The sequence below is a fragment of the Sphingopyxis sp. EU05-FHT14B03 genome, assembly GCF_058790875.1.
This window is the reverse complement of record NZ_JBYTDC010000003.1, coordinates 791,238-808,673: the sequence shown is the minus strand read 5'-3', so window position 1 is coordinate 808,673 and position 17,436 is coordinate 791,238. Positions and strand designations below refer to the sequence as shown.

Sequence of the window (17,436 nt, the reverse complement as noted above, 5' to 3'; positions counted from 1 at the left end):
TCCTTGAATGGGGATCAGTCGTTGAGCGCGGCGTGGATCAAGGTCTTGACCTCGCGCCGCACGGGATAGGTGGAAGAGGGCATGAGCTGGGTCATGAAGACCATCGCGATTTCTTCGACCGGATCGACGAAGAAGCCGGTCGAGAACATGCCGCCCCAATAATAATCGCCGACCGACCCGGGGGTCAGCGTCTGCGCCGGCTGCTCGGTCACCGCGAAGCCGAGCCCGAAGCCGACCCCGGCATTTTCGGCCTCCGAAAAGATGCCGACGCTATGCTGGACGAGGTCGCCGCCGCCGACGAGATGGTTCGCGGTCATCAGCGCCAGCGTCTTGCGGCTGATGATCCGCGTGCCGTCGAGTTGCCCGCCGCCGAGCAGCATCAGGCAGAAACGATGATAGTCGGCGAGCGTCGAGACCAGCCCGCCGCCGCCCGAATGGAAGCTGCGATCCTTCGCCCAGCGGCTCTTGTCGCCGCTGTCGAACGCCTTCATCTTCGCCTGCGGGTCGAACATATAACAGTCGGTCAACCGATGCTGCTGGTCGGCGGGGACCTTGAAGCCGGTGTCGACCATGGCGAGCGGGCCGAAGATGCGCTCCTGCAGCACCTGCGCGAACGGCTTGCCCTCGATGCGCTCGACCACCGCGCCGAGCACGTCGGTCGCCATCGAATAATTCCAGTGCGCGCCGGGGTCGAACTGCAGCGGGATTTTCGCGAGCCCCGCGATGAAGCTGTCCATCGTATAATCGGCGTCGAAATCGTCGATTCGCGCCTTGCGGTACGCGGCGTCTACGGGCGTGCGCTCCTGAAACCCGTAAGTCAGCCCGGCGGTGTGGCGCAGCAGGTCGACCATGCGGATCGGCTGCGACGGTGCGCGGGTCAGGAAGGGCACATTGCCGCCGCCCGCGACAAAGACGCCGGTGTCCTTGAACTCGGGGCAAAATTTGGTGAGCGGATCGGAAAGCGCGACCTTGCCCTCCTCGACCAGCATCATGAAGGCGATGCTGGTGATCGGCTTGGTCATGCTCGCGATGCGGAAGATCGCATCGTCCTTGAGCGCCTCGCCGGGCCTGCCCTCGCCGACGAGCGACTGATGCACGATCTCGCCGCGCCGCGATACCAAGGTCGCCGCATGCGGCAGGCGGCCGGTGTCGACATATTTGGCCTTGAGGAAGGCGGGGATGCGGTCGAGCCGCGCGGCGTCGAAACCCGGATTCTTGGACCCACTCACGAAATGCGAACTCCTTCGAGGATGGCGGCGGCCTCGGCGAGCAGCGCCGGATCGATCGTCAGATCGGCCGCGGCGGCGGTCTCGCGCAACTGTTCGGGTCGGCTTGCGCCGACAATCGCGCTGGTGATGCCCGGCTGGGCGAGCACCCAGGCGATGGCGAGCTGCGCCATGGTGCAACCCGCCTTGTCGGCGAGCGGTTTCAACCGTTGCACGGCTTCGAGCACCGGGTCGGTCAGGTAGCGGCCCATGAAATGGGCATCCTCGCCCGATGCGCGGCTGCCGGCGGGGATTTCGGCGCCGGGGGCATATTTGCCGCTGAGCACGCCCATCGCGAGCGGCGACCAGACGATCTGCCCGATGCCATTCGCGATGCTGATCGGGATCACCTTCGCCTCGGCACGGCGATAGAGCAGGCTGTATTGCGGCTGGCTCGACACGAATTTGACATGGCGAGGCGCGAGCGCCAGCGCCGCCTCGATATTCTCGGGCGACCATTCGGAAAAGCCGATCGCGCGCGCCTTGCCGCTCGTCACGACCGCGCTCAACGCTTCCATCGTTTCCTCGAGCGGGGTGTCGGGGTCGTAGCGGTGGCATTGATAGAGGTCGACATAGTCGGTCTGCAGCCGCGCCAGGCTGGCGTCGATCTGCTTTTCGATCTGCGCCCGGCTCAGCCCCTTGTCGCCGTCCGACATCGGGAAAAACACCTTGGTCGCGAGGACATAGGAATCGCGCGCGTGCCCCTTCAGCGCCTCGCCCAGAAATTCCTCGGCGGCGCCCCGGCCATAGACATTGGCGGTGTCGATGAAGTTGATGCCCACATCCAAGGCCGCCTCGACGCAGGCGCGCCCGGCGCTGTCGTCGACCCCGACCCCGTAAGTGAGCCAGCTGCCGAGGCAGATCGTCGAAACGCGGATGCCGCTGTCGCCGAGTTCGCGATATTTCATGCGCCCAAATTCCTTAGTGCGAGGTCTGGCCCAGAAGCTGGCGCGTCACCGGGTGCGAGCTGGTCAGCCCGCCGTCGACCGCGATCGCCTGTCCGTTGACATAGCTCGCCTGGTCGCTGGCGAGGAAGAGCGCGACATTGGCGAGTTCCTCGGGCTGTGCGGCGCGCTTCAGCGGATTGAGCTGGCCGAGCTTGTGGGTGACCTCCTTGGCCTTGGCATAGTCGAAGGTCGGCTTGGTCATGCCGGTCTCGGTGAGGCCGGGGCAGATCGCGTTGACGCGCACGCCGCTGGTGGTCAGCTGTTGCGCGGCGGTCTTGGCGAGGTTGATCACCCCCGCCTTCGACGCCGAATATGCGCCGGGGCCGGCGCCCGAATTGATCCCCGCGACGCTCGCGGTCAGCACGATCGCGCCGCCGCGGCCCTGGTCGACCATCGCCTTGCCGGCATGCTTCACCATCAACGCCGGGCCGATCAGGTTGACGCGCAGCGTCTCGGCCCAGGCGGCCGGATCGAAATCGAAAATACCGCCCATGTCGCCGATGATACCGGCGTTGGCGAAGGCCACGTCGAGTCCGCCGAAGCTGTCCTTCGCGGTCGCGACCAGCTTTTCGACATCGGCCTCGACGCCCGCGTCGATTTCGAGCGCGACGACCTCGCCGCCCGCGTCCTTCACCAACTGCGCCGTATCATGCACCGCTGCGGTCTTGTCGCCGAGCACCAGCTTCGCGCCCTCGGCGGCGAAGCGCAGCGCGCTCGCGCGTCCGATACCCGAACCGGCGCCGGTGATGATCGCGATCTTGCCGTCCAATGCGCCCATCTTATCCTCCGCTCGAAGTGTTGCCGCCGTCGATGACGATCGTCTGGCCGGTGGTGAAGCCGCCGGCACGGCTGGCGAGGAACACCGCCGCCCCGGCGATTTCCTCGGGCTCACCGATCCGGCGGAGCGATGATCGCCGTGTCGAAACTTCCAGATTCTCGGGATTTTCCCACAAAGCGCGCGCGAAATCGGTCTTGATCAGCCCCGGCGCGATGCAATTGACGCGCACGCCCTGCGGTCCGAACTCATCGGCCAGATTGCGCGCCATCTGCATGTCGGCGGCTTTCGAAATCGCATAGGCGCCGAGGATCGATGAACCTTTGAGGCCGCCGATCGAGCTGATGATTATGATCGACCCCTTGCCCGCCGCCAGCATCGCGGGCGCACACATATGCGCCAGCCAATGGTTCGACAGGATGTTGTTTTCCATGATCTTGCGGAACTGGTCGTCGCTGATTCCCGCCGACGGCCCGTAATAGGGGTTCGACGCGGCGTTGCAGACGAGCGCGGTGACCGGGCCGAAGGCCGCTACCGTCTCGTCGACCAGATTCTGCAGCCCGTCCTTCGACGAGATATTGGCGGCGATCGCGATCGCGGTGCCTTCGCCATATTGCGCGTTGAGTTCGGCCGCGACCGCGTCGCATGCGTCCTGCTTGCGGCTCGAAATCACGACCTTGGCGCCGTGGAAGGCCATCGCCTCGGCGATGGCCTTGCCGATGCCGCGCGACGATCCGGTGATCAGCGCGACCTCGCCGGTCATGTCGAACAGGTTCATGCGCCCGCCTTCTTTGCGAAATCCCACGCCCTTTCGGCGAGCGGGCGGACACGCTCGGACATGTCCCTGGCATGCTGCGACGAGGCGGTGCCGTCGATCACGCGCTTCTTGATGCCCTGGATGATGCCCGCGAGACGGAAGAAATTATAGGCGAAATACCAGTTCATGTCGGGCACCCCGTCGCGGCCCGTCGCGGCGCAATAACGGGTGACCATTTCGCCCAGTTCGGGAATGCCGAGGCCCACGCGGTCGAGATCCTCGACCCCCGACCGCCCGCCATTTTCGGTGACCCACGCCATCGCGACATAGGTGAAATCGGCGAGCGGGTCGCCCAGCGTCGACAGCTCCCAGTCGAGCACCGCGAGCACTTCGGGGCGATCCTTCGCAAAGATCATATTGTCGATGCGATAGTCGCCATGAACGACGCTGGTGCGCGTCTGTTCGGGCAGCGTCGCGGGCAGCCACGCAATCAGCCGCTCCATCTCGTCCATCGTCTCGGTTTCGGAGAGGCGGTACTGCTTGGTCCAGCGGTCGACCTGGCGGCCGAAATAATTGCCCGGCTTGCCATAGTCCGACAGCCCCGCCGCCTCGACATCGACATTGTGCAGCGCGGCGAGCGTATCGATCATCGCCTCGTAAGTGGCGCGGCGATTCTCCGGCGTCGACCCCGGCATCGCGCCGTCCCAGATCGTCTGGCCATCGACCATGCCCATGACATAGAACCAGCTGCCGACGACGCTGTCATCGGTGCACAGGCCATATTGGCGCGCGACGGTGAAACCGGCCTTATGGAGCCCCGCTTGCACCTTATATTCGCGGTCGACCGCGTGCGCCGAGGGCAGCAGCTGGCCATAGGGCTTGCGGCGGAGGACATAATTGCCCGACGGTGCCGAAATCTTGTAGGTCGGGTTCGACTGGCCGCCGGCAAATTTGCCCTGCGTCAGCGGGCCCTCGAAGCCCTCTACATTCGCCTCCATCCATGCGGTCAGCTTCGCCTCGTCGAGGATATCGGCGCCCTCGGGCGCGACGGTGCCGCTGAAGGCCTTTTGTGCGTCCAATGTCATTGGTCGAATACGATCACCGAACGGGCGGCGTCGCCTTTCTTCATCTTGTCGAACCCTTCGTTGATCTGCGCGAGCGGGATCGTCTCGGCGACGATGCTGTCGAGGTCGAGCAGTCCGCGCAGGTAGAAATCGACGAGGCGCGGAATATCGACCGGGAAGCGGTTGCCGCCCATGATCGCGCCCTGCAGTTTCTTGCCGCTGAGCAGGTCCATCGCCGACAGGCCGACCTTCTCGCTGAGCGGCATCATGCCGAGGATCGTCGCGGTGCCGCCGCGGCGTAGCGACGCGACCGCGAGGCTGGCCGAGGCCGGGCGCCCGACCGCTTCGATTGCATGGTCGACGCCGCCCTTGGTCAGCTCCAGAATTTGCTTCGCGGCATCGTCGGCGAGGGCGTCGACGACGTCGGTGGCGCCGAGCTTGATCGCCAGCGCGCGCTTTTCGGGCACCGGATCGGCGGCGATGATCCGCCCCGCGCCGGCGATCTTCGCGGCGTTGATCGTCGCGAGGCCGACGCCGCCGCAGCCGACGACCGCGACGGTCTCGCCCGGGGTGACCTTGCACGCGTTGAAGATCGTTCCCGCGCCGGTGGTCACCGCGCAGCCGATCACCGCGGCGCGGTCGAGCGGCATGTCGGGGTCGATGCGCACACAGGCATGTTCGTGGACCAGCATCGTCTCGGCAAAGGCGCTGAGGTTGAGCATCTGGTTGACGATGCTGCCGTCGGGGCGCGTGATGCGCGGCGGCTGACCGGGGGCGCGGCGGGTGTCGCCGCCCATGCACAAGGACATGCGGCCCGAAACGCAGAATTCGCAATGGCCGCAAAAGGCCGACAGGCAAGTCACGACCGCGTCGCCGACCTTGACCGTGCGCACTTCGCTGCCGACCGCTTCGACGATGCCGGCGGCTTCATGGCCGGGGATCGCGGGCAGCGGGTGCGGATAGGCGCCGTCGATGAAGTGCAGGTCCGAATGGCAGAGGCCGCAGGCGGCGGTGCGGATGCGGACCTCGTGCGGGCCGCAATCGGCGATCTGGACGGTCTCGATCTGCAGCGGCTTGCCGGGTTCGATCAGGATGGCGGCTTTGGTCATCTAAAGCTCCATATCATCCCCCTCCCGCTTGCGGGAGGGGATAGGGGAGGGCTTGTCGGTCGCGATGCGGGGGAGGAACAGGCCCTCCCCCAATCCCTCGCGCAAGCGGGAGGAAAGTTTAGCGCGACACGCCGATGTCGCCCGACGAGAAACCCGGCTCGCTCGCTTCGCTATGCTTGGCGAATTCGATCCGCGCCACCGCGCGCTCATGCACTTCGTCGGGACCGTCGGCGAGCCGCAGCGTGCGCTGATGCGCATAGGCCTTGGCGAGCCCGAAATCTTCCGACACGCCCGCGCCGCCATGCGCCTGGATCGCATCGTCGATGATCTTCAGCGCCATGTTCGGCGCCTGCACCTTGATCATCGCGATCTCGGCCGCGGCCGACTTGTTGCCGACCTTGTCCATCATGTCGGCGGCCTTGAGGCAGAGCAGCCGCGTCATTTCGATGTCGATGCGCGCGCGCGCCAGGCGATGTTCCCAGATGCTATATTCGGCGACCTTCTTGCCGAAGGCGACGCGCGACTGGAGGCGCTTCGCCATCTTGGCAATCGCCTCCTCGGCGACGCCGATCGTGCGCATGCAATGGTGGATACGGCCCGGCCCGAGGCGGCCTTGCGCGATCTCGAAGCCGCGGCCCTCGCCGAGCAGCATCGCCTCTTCGGCGTTGACCCGGACGTCCTTCAGCTCGATTTCCATATGGCCGTGCGGCGCATCGTCGTAACCGAACACCGGCAGATGACGCAAAATGTTCACTCCCGGCGCGTCGAGCGGCATCAGCACCATCGACTGCTGCGCGTGGCGCTTGGCGGCGAAGTCGGTCTTGCCCATCACGATCGCGATGTTGCAACGCGGATCGCCCGCGCCCGACGACCACCATTTGGTGCCGTTGATGACATAATCGTCGCCGTCGCGCTCGATGCGCGTCTCGATGTTGGTCGCGTCGGACGACGCCACTTTCGGTTCGGTCATCAGGAAGGCCGAACGGATCTGGCCGTTCATCAGCGGCAGCAGATATTTTTCCTTCTGCGCCGCGGTGCCATAGCGGTGGAACACCTCCATGTTGCCGGTGTCGGGCGCCGAGCAGTTGAACACTTCGCTGGCGAAACCGACGCGGCCCATTTCCTCGGCGCACAGCGCATATTCGAGGTTGGTGAGGCCGGGACCTTCGAACTCGATCGTTTCGTCGACATGGTGGTGCGCGGCGCTGCGCGGCGGCATGAACAGGTTCCAGATCCCGGCCTCTTTCGCCTCGGCCTTCAGATCCTCGACGACCTGGATGACTTTCCAGCGGTCGCCTTCCTTGTCCTGCTTGTCATAGGTGGGGACGGCGGGACGCACCTTGCGCTCGATGAAGTCGCGTACGCGGTCGCGCCAATAGACCTGCCGGTCGGTGAGATCGAAATCCATGCTCGCATCCTTCCCTTTACGTTTACGTAAGCCCATGGACCGATTCGGCCCCGCTTGCCAAGCCCTGCGGCCTCAAAATTACACCCTTTCGCCGCCTCGCGAACTTTTCCGTTACGGATGTGGTCTTGCCGCTTCCGCCGCTTCCGCCATCGCCGCGACACGCGCTTCGTGGTCGGCACGCGAAATCGGGAATCGCGAGATGAACCAGATGCTGGCGATGGCGAAGAGGACAAGAACGGCCAGGAAATAGACCGCCAGATTGTCGAGGATCGACTGGTCGACCTGACCCGGCGTCGCCTTGGCCGGAAAATTCGCCGCTCCGATGATCTGCCCGGTCAGGAACAGGCCGATGCCGGTCGCGCATTTCTGGACGAAGAAATAGGCCGAGAAGAAAATGCCTTCGGACCGCTCACCCGTTTTTTCCTGCGACGCCTCGACGATGTCCGATGCCATCGACTGGGCGAGCATCATCGACGCGACCGAAAAGGCGTTCGAAATGGTGATCAGCGCGAACAGCGTCGGGATCAGCGCCGATGCGCCATTGTCGGGGAACAGGCCGATGAAGCGCAGCAGATAGGGGGAAACCCCGAAACACAGCGCGAGCACGCCCGCCGCCACCGCGCCGGTTCGCTTCTCCATCCGTTTCTGGAGCAGCCCGACGACGAGGAAGGCGCCGACCACGCCGACGAACAGGGTCGCCGAATAGGCGATGAAGCCCGCCTGCGGCATCAGCCAATAGTAAGTGAGCAGATAGGCGGTGATCGAAAAGGTCAGGCCCTGGTTGACGAAGGCGAAGACCGAGCTGCCGAGCAACACGAGGAAAGCCTTGTTCGACAGGATGGTCTTGATCTTGCGCAGCGTCTGTCCCAGCGGCAGGTGCGTCGGCGGCGCCGCGTCGGGGTGGGCGAGGCGGCGGTGGGTGGTCAAGGCCGACACGCTGGTCGCAAGGATCATCAGCACCGCGCCGGTCCAGCCATAGAGCTGATAGCCATCGAGATTGAGCTGGCCGACGGGGTATTTTTCGCTGGGTACGAGGAAAAAGCCAAAGGCCAGCGTCAACATGACGAGCCCGCCGGCCCAGCCGAAGACGAAGCGCCAGCGCGTCAGCGAGGTCCTTTCGTCATAATCGCTGGTCAGCGCCGGGACGACCGAGAGCGCGGGGATTTCATAACAGGACACCGCGGCGCGCATCAGGAAGGCGAAAAGCAGCAGATAGCCATAGAGCCACTGCTGATCGAGCGACGGCGGGTGCCACAGCATGATCCAGGCGAACGCCATCGGCAGGATCGCCGCATACATCCACGGGTGCCTCTTGCCCCAGCGGCTGTGCGTCTTGTCGCTCCAGTAGCCGACCATCGGATCGATGATCGCGTCCATGAACAGCGCGAGCAGCAGGATCAGCCCGACGATCCGCGCATCGAGTCCGAGGACCTGATTGTAGAGCAGCATGAGGAGCGTGGCGAAGCCATTGTCCTTCACGCCATAGGCAATCGACCCGAAGCCGTTGCCGAGCTTGATGGGCAGAGGCAGCTTTCCGGAGGGCGGCAGCGCGCTCGCCGTTGCGCTCACGCGGGTGCTCCCGCCTTCGCCGCCTCCTCCATCGCTGTCAGGGCGTCGAACATCCCGGGCGCTTCGGGGTCCCAGGCGTGGCGCTGACCGATGGTCAGCCCGCCGTCGACGAGCATATGGGTGCCGGTCATGAAGCTCGATTCCTCGCTCGCCAGATAGGCGACGGCGTTTGCGATATCCTCGGGCTGGCCGCCGCGCGCGACGGGCTGCGCCTGCGCGCTCATCCCGGCGATGATCGCGTTCGCCTCGCCTTTCATCGCGTCGGGCACGTCGAGCGAGGCGGTGAAGATATTGGTGTTGATGAAGCCCGGACAGATCGCGTTGACGCGGATGCCATAGCGCGCGAGGTCGGTCGCCGCGACCTTGGTGAGGTGGAGCACGCCCGCCTTCGCCACGGCATAGGCGGTCGGCGAATAGCCCGCGCCGAGCGCCGCGACGCTGGCGGTGTTGACGATCGCCGCGCCCTTGCGGCCCTTCATATGCGGGCTGGCGTAGCGAATCCCCATCGCCACCGATTTCAGCACCAGGTCCATCGTGCGGTCCCAGCCCTCGGGGGTGATTTCGTCGATCGGCGCGCGATCGCCGCCCGCGGCGGCGTTGTTGAACACGATGTCGATGCCGCCCGCCTTCGCGGCGGCGGCATCCATCAGCGCTTCGATGTCCGAGGGCCGCGTGACGTCGCAGCGGACGAAATCGATCTTGCCGTTCGACTGTTCGGCCAGCGCTTGTCCGCCCTTTTCGTCGATGTCGGCGGCGAAGACATGCGCGCCCTCGCCGGCGAGTTTCAGCACCGCAGCCTTGCCGATGCCCGATGCTGCGCCGGTGACGACGGCGACCTTGCCTGCGAATCGCATATCCTGCTCCCGTTTTGTTTTGCGACCTAAGCTTAGGCGCGTGAAAGGGCGCGTCAACGGCGGCCTGCCGGACGCTACGGCGCCGTAACGGCAGGTCGCGGCGGTCAAGTTGACGCTTGCGTAAAGTAGCCGAGTCCTCTTAGTTTGCGCCCCGGAAGAGGAGCCTTAGCGATGAGCGATCTTGACGCCTTCCGCGCTGACGTGCGCGGCTGGTTGGAAGCCAACTGCCCCCCCGAAATGCGCGAGCCGATCCGCGAGGAAGGCGATGTCTGCTGGGGCGGCCGCAACTGGGTGTTCAAAAATGATGCCCAGAAGCAGTGGCTCGAAGCCTGTGTGAGCAAGGGTTATACGGTGCCCGACTGGCCGAAAGCCTATGGCGGCGCCGGGCTGACGCCCGAGCAGACCAAGGTCTTCAAACAGGAAATGAAGCGCATCAATGCGCGCTCGCCGCTCGACAGCTTCGGCATCTGGATGCTCGGCCCCGCGCTGCTGCAATTCGGCACCGAGGAGCAGAAGGTTCACTATCTGAACCCGATCGCGCGCGGTGAAATCCGCTGGTGCCAGGGCTATTCCGAACCCGGCTCGGGAAGCGACCTCGTTTCGCTCCAGACCTTTGGCGAAGACAAGGGCGATCATTGGGTCGTCAATGGGTCGAAGATCTGGACGAGCTATGCCGACAAGGCCGACTGGATTTTTTGCCTCGTCCGCACCGACAAGGCGAACAAGTACCAGGGCATCACCTTCATGCTCTTCGACATGGCGAGCAAGGGCGTCACGACCAAGCCGATCCTGTTGATCAGCGGCAACTCGCCTTTCTGCGAAACCTTCTTCGACGATGTCGCCGTGCCCAAGACGCAGTTCATCGGCGAAATCAATCGCGGCTGGGACGTCGCCAAATATCTGCTCGGCCACGAACGCGAGATGATCTCGGGCGGCGGCGCCGGCGGCGACATGGTCAGCATCGGCGGCGCCTTTGCCAAGGCGTTCGGCAAGAATGAAGCGGGCGAACTCGACGACCCGATCCTGCGCGCCGAAATGGCGGCGTTCGACGTCGATGTCTTTGCCTACCGCGCGATGGGCGAACGCTTCATGGACATGTGGAAGACCGGCCGCGCGCATCCGGCGTCGTCGAACATGATGAAATATGTCGGCACCGAGCTGAACAAGCGCCGCCACGAACTCGTCATGTCGGGCGGCGGCAGCGAAGCGCTCGAATGGGACAGCGAAGAGACCAAGGGCGGCGCGCGCGCGCGCGGCTGGCTGCGCACCAAGGCCAATTCGATCGAAGGCGGGACGAGCGAAGTCATGCTCAACGTCATCGCCAAGCGTATCCTGGATTTGCCGGGGGCGTAATCCTTCTCCCCTCCCGCTTGCGGGAGGGGTCGGGGGAGGGCCTGTCGATTTCAGGGGCGGTGTCCTAACAAGCCCTCCCCTAACCCCTCCCGCAAGCGGGAGGGGAACTGGAGAAAACCAATGCCACTCTACCACAATGACGATCAGGCGATGCTCAAGGACAGCGTCGCGCCCTTCGTGGCCGAACAGGCGCCGGTTTCGCACCTGCGCAAACTGCGCGACAGCGCTGACGCCACCGGCTTCTCGCGCGACCTCTGGGCGCAGTTCACCGAAATGGGCCTGCCTGGCATGCTCGTCCCCGAAGCGCATGGCGGGCTCGGCATGGGGCATATGGAGGCGGGCATCGTGCTCGAGGAAATCGGCCGCAACCTGACCCCGTCGCCCTTCCTGTCGACCGGCGTCGGCGCGGTCGCCGCGCTGGCGAAGGCCGGCGGCACGCAGGCCGAGCGCTGGCTCCCCGCGATCGCCAGCGGCGAAGCGATCATCGCGCTCGCGATCGACGAAGGCGCCAAGCACCGCCCCGACCGTATCGCGACCAGCGCGACGCGCTCGGGCAACGGCTTCCGCATCGACGGCAAGAAAAGCTTCGTCCTCCACGGCCATGTCGCCGACATGAGCATCGTCGCGGCGAAGACCGACGGCGGCATCACGCTGTTCGCGGTGCCCAAGGATGCCAAGGGCGTCACCGTCGATCCGCGCCGCCTCGTCGACTCGAGCCTCGCCAGCCATGTCACGCTCGACGGTGTCGAACTCGATGCCGACGCGGTGATCGGTGAGGTCGATGCCGGCGGCGACATCCTCGACGCGCTGCTTGCCGCGACCCGCACCGGTGCCGCCGCCGAAATGGTCGGCGTCGGGCAGGGGGCGATGGATATGACCGTCACCTACCTCAAGGAACGCAAGCAGTTCGGCAAGCTGATCGGCGAGTTCCAGGGACTCCAGCACCGCGCCGCGCACCTCTATGGCGAGATGGAAGTCGCGCGCGCCACGGTGATGAAGGCGCAGGAACTGCTCGATCAGGGCAGCGAGGGCGCCAGGCTGATGGTCTCGGTCGCCAAGGCCAAGGCCGGCCGCGCCGCCAACCTCGCGGTGCGTGAAGGCGTCCAGATGCACGGCGGCATCGGCATGACAGACGAATATGACATCGGCCTCTATATGAAACGCGACCGCGCCTTGGCGGAGTATATGGGCGATGTGCATTACCACATCGATCAGGTCGCCCGCATGAACGGCTATTAATCTCACCCCTCCCGCTTGCGGGAGGGGCAGCGAGACTTGCGAACTTGTTCGCTAGTCGCAGCGGGGAGGGCATCGAGCCCACAGGCCCCACCCCAACCCTCCCCTGAAGGGGAGGGAGCAAAAGGATGAGACAATGAATCTCAATGACATGTTCGGCCTCGACGGCCGCATCGCGCTCGTCACCGGCGGCTCGCGCGGCATCGGCAAGATGATCGTCGAGGGCTATCTCGCCGCTGGTGCCGCGCGCGTCTATATCTCGGCGCGTAAGAGTGCGCAGATTGAGGAAGCCGTCGCCGATTTCGAAACGCGCTATCCGGGCAAGGTCATCGGGCTTCCCGTGGACCTCTCGACCGTCGAGGGCTGCCGCGCGCTCGCGAAGGAACTCGAAGCGCGCGAGGAACGGCTCGACATCCTCGTCAACAACGCCGGCGCCGCATGGGGCGAACCCTTCGAGGGTTTCCCCGAGGCCGGCTGGGACAAGGTGATGGACATCAACGTCAAATCGCCCTTCTTCCTGACGCAGGCGCTGCACGGGCTGCTCAAGGCCGGCGGCACCGCGGCGCGGCCGTCGAAGGTCATCAACATCGGCTCGATCGACGGCCAGCGGCTCAACCCCTGGGAAACCTACAGCTATCACGCGTCGAAGGCGGCGATCCTCTACCTCACCAAACGCCTCGCGGCGCGGCTGGTTTCGGATCATATCCTCGTCACCGCGATCGCCCCCGGCGCCTTCCAGTCGGACATGAACAAGGCCGCGCGCGACCATGGCGACGCGGTGGCGCAAAGCATCCCGGTCAAGCGCATCGGCGTGCCCGAGGATATGGCCGGCGCCGCGATCTTCCTCGCCTCGAAAGCGGGCGACTATGTCGTCGGTGACACGATCACCGTCGACGGCGGGCTGGTCCACGGCGATGTGCGGACGAGCATCGACGCGTAGCGAAAGAAAAAAATCGCGCAGAGGCGCAGAGAGCGCAGAGATTTTGTTTTGCGCTGGGGCGCGGTCGAAGGACGAGGAAAAGATTGGCGGCTTTGCCGCCCCTTCCTTTCTCTCGGCGTTCTCTGCGCCTCTGCGCGAATCATATCATCCACGGCCGATGCGACGCGTCGTGGAAATTGACTCAGTCCACGCCTCGGTGTATTATTAATATAACTCACCAAGGAGATGGCCCATGCGTTTCGCGTTCCTGCTTCCCCCGATGATGCTCCTCGCCGCCTGCGGGCAGAACGAAAAGCCGAAGGATTCGCCCGAACTGACGATCAACGCCGACGGCGACGGCGGCGCGGTCCACATCACTTCGGGCAAGGACGGCGGCAAGCTCAAGATCGACGGCACCGGGGTCAATATCGACCTCGACATCCCCGATATCGCCGACCTCGACATCAACAGCGATTTCGACATCGACGGGGTGAAGCTGTTCCCGGGCAGCCAGATCACCACGATGGACATCAACGCCAATGACAAGAATGGCGCCAATGACGCGGTGGTGAAGTTCGGCTTCACCTCGCCCGCGACCCCGGCGAAGGCGGCCGACTGGATGGCGGGTGAATTCGCGAAAAAATCGATCAAGGTCAGCCGCACCGGCGACACGCTCGCGGGCACTGACAAGGACGGCGACGCCTTCACCGTCGCCTTCGCCCCTGACGGCGCGAACGCCAAGGGCGAGGTGCGGATCGTTTCGAAATAGGGTGGCCAAGACCCGCCCAACCTCCGTTTGTGTCGAGCGAAGTCGAGACACGCTGGCGCGGCGTTTGCGTGTCTCGACTTCGCTCGACACAAACGGGATAGGGTAGGGCTCGGCTCTACCCGCTATTCCGCAGTGCCGTCGCGATCGCGTTGATCGTCAGCTGAATGCCCTCGGCGATCCGGGCATCGGTCTCGCCCGCGCGGTGGCGCTTCATCAGCTCGATCTGGAGCAGGTTGAGCGGCTCGATATACGGCAGCCGCAACCGGATCGACGCCTCGAGCGCCGGATTATTCTCGAGCAACCGCGTCTGGCCGGTAATTTCGAGCAGGCCGTCGTGCGAGCGGTTCCAGCCGTCCTTGATCCGCCCGAAGATCGCGTCATGCCCGTCGACATGGTTCGCCAGCCCCGCATAATGCGCCGCGATCCCCATGTCGGATTTCGCGAGCACCATCTCCATATTGCCGAGCAGCGCGCCAAAGAAGGGCCAGCTCGCCGCCATATCCTTGAGCAGCACCTTGTCGGCGAACCCCAAAAACGCCTCGCCCGTCCCGTACCAGCCGGGCAGCATGACGCGCGCCTGCGCCCAGCTGAACACCCAGGGGATCGCGCGCAAATCCTCGATCGCGGTCGACTTGGTGCGGCTCGACGGCCGCGACCCGATCTTCAGCGTCGCGATCTCGGCGATCGGGGTCATCGCGCGAAAAAAATCCTTGAAGGTCGGGGTGTCGTAGACCAGCCCGCGATAGGCGGCGAAGGCGCGGTCCGACACCGCGTCCATCGCGGCGGTAAAGCGCACGCAGTCGGCGGCGCCCAATATTTCGGGCTCGAGGCTGGCGAGCAGGCTCGCCGACACCATCGATTCGAGGTTGGTCGCCGCGCTGTCCGCCGTGCCATATTTCGCGCCTATCACCTCGCCCTGTTCGGTGATGCGGATGCGCCCCTGCACCGTGCCCGCGGGCTGGGCGCGGATCGCGGCAAAGGCACTGCCGCCGCCGCGCCCGACCGCGCCGCCGCGGCCGTGGAACAATTGCATCGAGGGTCCGGCGGTGGCGAAGACCGGGGTCAAAGCCTGCGACGCCTGGTGCAGCCCCCAGGTCGAGGTCAGATAGCCGCCGTCCTTGTTCGAATCCGAATAGCCGATCATCACTTCCTGATGCCCGCGCAGAGCCACTTGCGGGCCGATTTCGGGCATCGCGAAGTATCGCGCCATGATCGCCGGCGCCTTGTCGAGGTCGGCGATCGTCTCGAACAGCGGCACGACCATCAGGTTGCTCTTGCCCGCCGCTTCGCCGCTCCGCCACAGCCCCGCCTCGCGCGCCAGCACATGGACTTCGAGCAGGTCGGACAAGGTCTGCGCCATGCTGATGATCCACTGGCAGATCGCATCGGGGCCGAGCCGCGCGCGGACATCGGCGGCGGCGCGGACGATCGCCAGTTCGCCTTCGGTTTCCTCGCTCCAACTATGCCACGATGCCGCGAGCGGGCGGTCGCTCGCCAGCTCGGCGGTGAGCAGCGCCACGCGCGCCTCTTCATCGAGCGCGGCATAATCTTCGCACACCCCGGCGACGCGCAGCACTTCGCCGAGCACGCGTTCGTGGACCGCGCTGTTCTGCCGCATGTCGAGCGTCGCGAGGTGGAAGCCAAAGACTTCGACTGCGCGGATCAGCCGTCCTAGCGCCCCGATCCCGCCGAGTTGGCCTTCGCCGCTTGCTTCGAGGCCGTCGGCCAGCATGACAAGATCGCGGCGGAAGTCGCCGGGGGTGGCATAGGGTTCGCCGGTCAGCGCCGACGGGCGCGGCGCGGGCTTGCCGGTGATCGCGGTGAAGGTCGCGCAGAGCCGGGCATAAATTCCCGACAGCGCGCGGCGATAGGGTTCGTCGCGGCGGCTCGGCGCGGTGTCGCCGCTCGCCTCGGCCAGCGCCTCGACCGCTTCGGGCACGGGGGCGAGTCCCGCCGACACCGACAGTTCGGCGCCGAGCGCGTGGACCGCGTCGCTATAATGTCCGAGCACCGCGGCGGCGTTGCGCGCGGTCGCTTCGCGCAGCGTCCCGGCGGTGACGAAGGGATTGCCGTCGCGGTCGCCGCCGATCCAGCTGCCGACGCGCAGGAAACTCGCGGGACGCTGCCCCAGCTCCTTCTCCCAGCGCGCATACAGCTTGGGCAGCACCGGCAGAAACACGTCGCGTAGGTAAGTCAGCGCATTGTCGATCTCGTCGGCGACGAACAATTTCTCGGTGCGCAGCGGCCGTGTCTGCCACAACAGCACGATCTGGCGGCGGATCGCGTCCTCGACGATATCGCCCTCGGGCGTCTCCTCGGCGCCCGCATCGCGCAGCAGCATCAGCTCAGCGATGCGGTTCTTGTGGTCGAGCATCGACTTGCGCCGCACCTCGGTCGGGTGCGCGGTCAGCACCGGTGCGACCAGCGCGGCGCTCATCAACTGCGCGACCGCGTCGCTATCGATCCCGCCGTCCTTCAGTCGCGCCAGCGCCGCCGCGACCGTCGCCTCGGGCTCGGCCGCGATCCCTTGCCGGTCCTCGGCAAGGTTGGCGAGCATCGAGAAGAGCATGAACCCGCGGACAAAGGCGATCGTGTCGTCGAGGCTGAGCGCATCGAGCCCGGTGTCGATCGCCTCGGCCCCGTCGATCCCGCGGTGCCGGTCGACGCTGACCGAGCGGATATATTCGGTCTGTCGATACAATTTCTCGCCGCCATAGGCGCGGATGACGTCGCCCAATATCCGCCCCAGATAGCGGATGTCGGGATTTTGCGAGATCTGGATCGGAGGCCCCATGAGCGCGGATGCTGCACCTGCGAAGGCGCAGGGTCAAGCCGGGGATGGACGCGCATAGCTATGCCATGCGCACAGCCTCTTCAGGCGAAGGTGTCGATGATATCGTCGCTGAAGCCGCGCCCCCGGCTCAGCGCCCATGCCCCGCGCACCCCGCCGACCATCGCGGCGAACATGATGATGCCGACGACCCAGTTGATGATGTTGCCGTTGAGCACCATGCCAAGCGCGTAGAGCGCGGCGGAGATGATTGCGAGGATCGCCCCGCGTCCATAACGCAGCATCGTCGCGGCGATCAGCATCAGCGCCAATTGCGCCAAAGTCAGCAACAGCACGGGATGCGCCTGTCCGAGCAACGCGATCAGATTGTCGAAACCCACCGACGCGTACAGCAGGAATGCGCTTGCGCCAGCGACGATATACAGTGCCAGCGATGCCGTCTGCGCGGCATTGAGCGCCCCCGCGCGCGTCGTCAGGTCGGGCGACCAGAGATTCTTGAACGTGTTACCCGAGCCGCCTTCATACGCCATGAATATTCCCCCGCTGCAGGCCGCCGCGCGCCCCCGCGCGGCTCGACCCTCTCGGCACGGCTACCGTAACCGGAGGCCTGCATCCAGTCC

At 65.4% G+C, this 17,436-nt stretch carries 15 protein-coding genes; 4 read left to right on the top strand and 11 right to left on the bottom strand.

Going from position 1 to position 17,436, the window contains the following annotated elements:
* Nucleotides 1-14: 14 nt before the first annotated feature.
* The 9 genes from AC3WS4_RS20485 to AC3WS4_RS20445 form a co-directional block, all read right to left on the bottom strand.
* Nucleotides 15-1,229, bottom strand: coding sequence for a serine hydrolase domain-containing protein (locus tag AC3WS4_RS20485; RefSeq protein WP_492737864.1), 1,215 nt, complete (start codon nt 1,227-1,229; stop codon nt 15-17).
* Nucleotides 1,226-2,173, bottom strand: coding sequence for an aldo/keto reductase family protein (locus AC3WS4_RS20480; protein WP_492737862.1), 948 nt, complete (start codon nt 2,171-2,173; stop codon nt 1,226-1,228). The genes AC3WS4_RS20485 and AC3WS4_RS20480 overlap by 4 nt, the downstream gene beginning before the upstream one ends.
* A gap of 13 nt (nt 2,174-2,186) precedes the next feature.
* Nucleotides 2,187-2,990 carry an SDR family NAD(P)-dependent oxidoreductase gene (locus AC3WS4_RS20475; RefSeq protein ID WP_056342217.1) on the bottom strand — a complete coding sequence of 268 codons (804 nt, stop codon included), beginning with the start codon at nt 2,988-2,990 and terminating at the stop codon, nt 2,187-2,189.
* Nucleotide 2,991: 1 nt separating this feature from the next.
* Nucleotides 2,992-3,765, bottom strand: a complete 774-nt coding sequence (locus tag AC3WS4_RS20470; protein WP_492737860.1) for an SDR family NAD(P)-dependent oxidoreductase — start codon at nt 3,763-3,765, stop codon at nt 2,992-2,994.
* Nucleotides 3,762-4,829: a phosphotransferase family protein gene (locus AC3WS4_RS20465; protein WP_492737858.1), complete on the bottom strand. Its 1,068-nt coding sequence runs from the start codon at nt 4,827-4,829 to the stop codon at nt 3,762-3,764. The genes AC3WS4_RS20470 and AC3WS4_RS20465 overlap by 4 nt, the downstream gene beginning before the upstream one ends.
* The gene (locus AC3WS4_RS20460) at nt 4,826-5,917 is read right to left on the bottom strand and encodes a Zn-dependent alcohol dehydrogenase (protein WP_056342226.1); all 1,092 of its coding nucleotides are present in this window, start codon (nt 5,915-5,917) and stop codon (nt 4,826-4,828) included. Before AC3WS4_RS20460 ends, AC3WS4_RS20465 begins: the two co-directional genes overlap by 4 nt.
* Nucleotides 5,918-6,035: 118 nt before the next feature.
* Nucleotides 6,036-7,325, bottom strand: a complete 1,290-nt coding sequence (locus tag AC3WS4_RS20455; protein WP_492737856.1) for an acyl-CoA dehydrogenase family protein — start codon at nt 7,323-7,325, stop codon at nt 6,036-6,038.
* Nucleotides 7,326-7,436: 111 nt separating this feature from the next.
* Nucleotides 7,437-8,894 (bottom strand): MFS transporter, encoded by a 1,458-nt coding sequence (locus tag AC3WS4_RS20450; RefSeq protein WP_056342232.1) that lies wholly within the window; start codon nt 8,892-8,894, stop codon nt 7,437-7,439.
* A complete protein-coding gene (locus tag AC3WS4_RS20445; protein WP_492737854.1) occupies nt 8,891-9,748 on the bottom strand; it encodes an SDR family NAD(P)-dependent oxidoreductase in 858 nt (285 codons plus the stop codon). The genes AC3WS4_RS20450 and AC3WS4_RS20445 overlap by 4 nt, the downstream gene beginning before the upstream one ends.
* A gap of 171 nt (nt 9,749-9,919) precedes the next feature.
* On the opposite strand from AC3WS4_RS20445, the gene AC3WS4_RS20440 reads away from it, so the two are divergent.
* From AC3WS4_RS20440 to AC3WS4_RS20425, 4 genes are all read left to right on the top strand, one after another.
* Nucleotides 9,920-11,101 carry an acyl-CoA dehydrogenase family protein gene (locus tag AC3WS4_RS20440; RefSeq protein ID WP_492737852.1) on the top strand — a complete coding sequence of 394 codons (1,182 nt, stop codon included), beginning with the start codon at nt 9,920-9,922 and terminating at the stop codon, nt 11,099-11,101.
* Nucleotides 11,102-11,221: 120 nt separating this feature from the next.
* Nucleotides 11,222-12,340, top strand: coding sequence for an acyl-CoA dehydrogenase family protein (locus AC3WS4_RS20435; protein ID WP_492737850.1), 1,119 nt, complete (start codon nt 11,222-11,224; stop codon nt 12,338-12,340).
* Nucleotides 12,341-12,473: 133 nt separating this feature from the next.
* Nucleotides 12,474-13,277 (top strand): SDR family oxidoreductase, encoded by an 804-nt coding sequence (locus AC3WS4_RS20430; protein ID WP_056342243.1) that lies wholly within the window; start codon nt 12,474-12,476, stop codon nt 13,275-13,277.
* Between the two features lie 232 nt (nt 13,278-13,509).
* A complete protein-coding gene (locus AC3WS4_RS20425; protein ID WP_492737848.1) occupies nt 13,510-14,025 on the top strand; it encodes a hypothetical protein in 516 nt (171 codons plus the stop codon).
* 115 nt (nt 14,026-14,140) lie between these two features.
* Here AC3WS4_RS20425 and ppc read toward each other — a convergent pair whose 3' ends face one another.
* Nucleotides 14,141-16,819, bottom strand: a complete 2,679-nt coding sequence (ppc, locus tag AC3WS4_RS20420) for a phosphoenolpyruvate carboxylase (protein WP_492737846.1) — start codon at nt 16,817-16,819, stop codon at nt 14,141-14,143.
* A gap of 80 nt (nt 16,820-16,899) precedes the next feature.
* Entirely contained in the window at nt 16,900-17,346 is a 447-nt protein-coding gene (locus AC3WS4_RS20415) for a hypothetical protein (RefSeq protein ID WP_492737844.1), read from the bottom strand.
* Between the last annotated feature and the right edge of the window lie 90 nt (nt 17,347-17,436).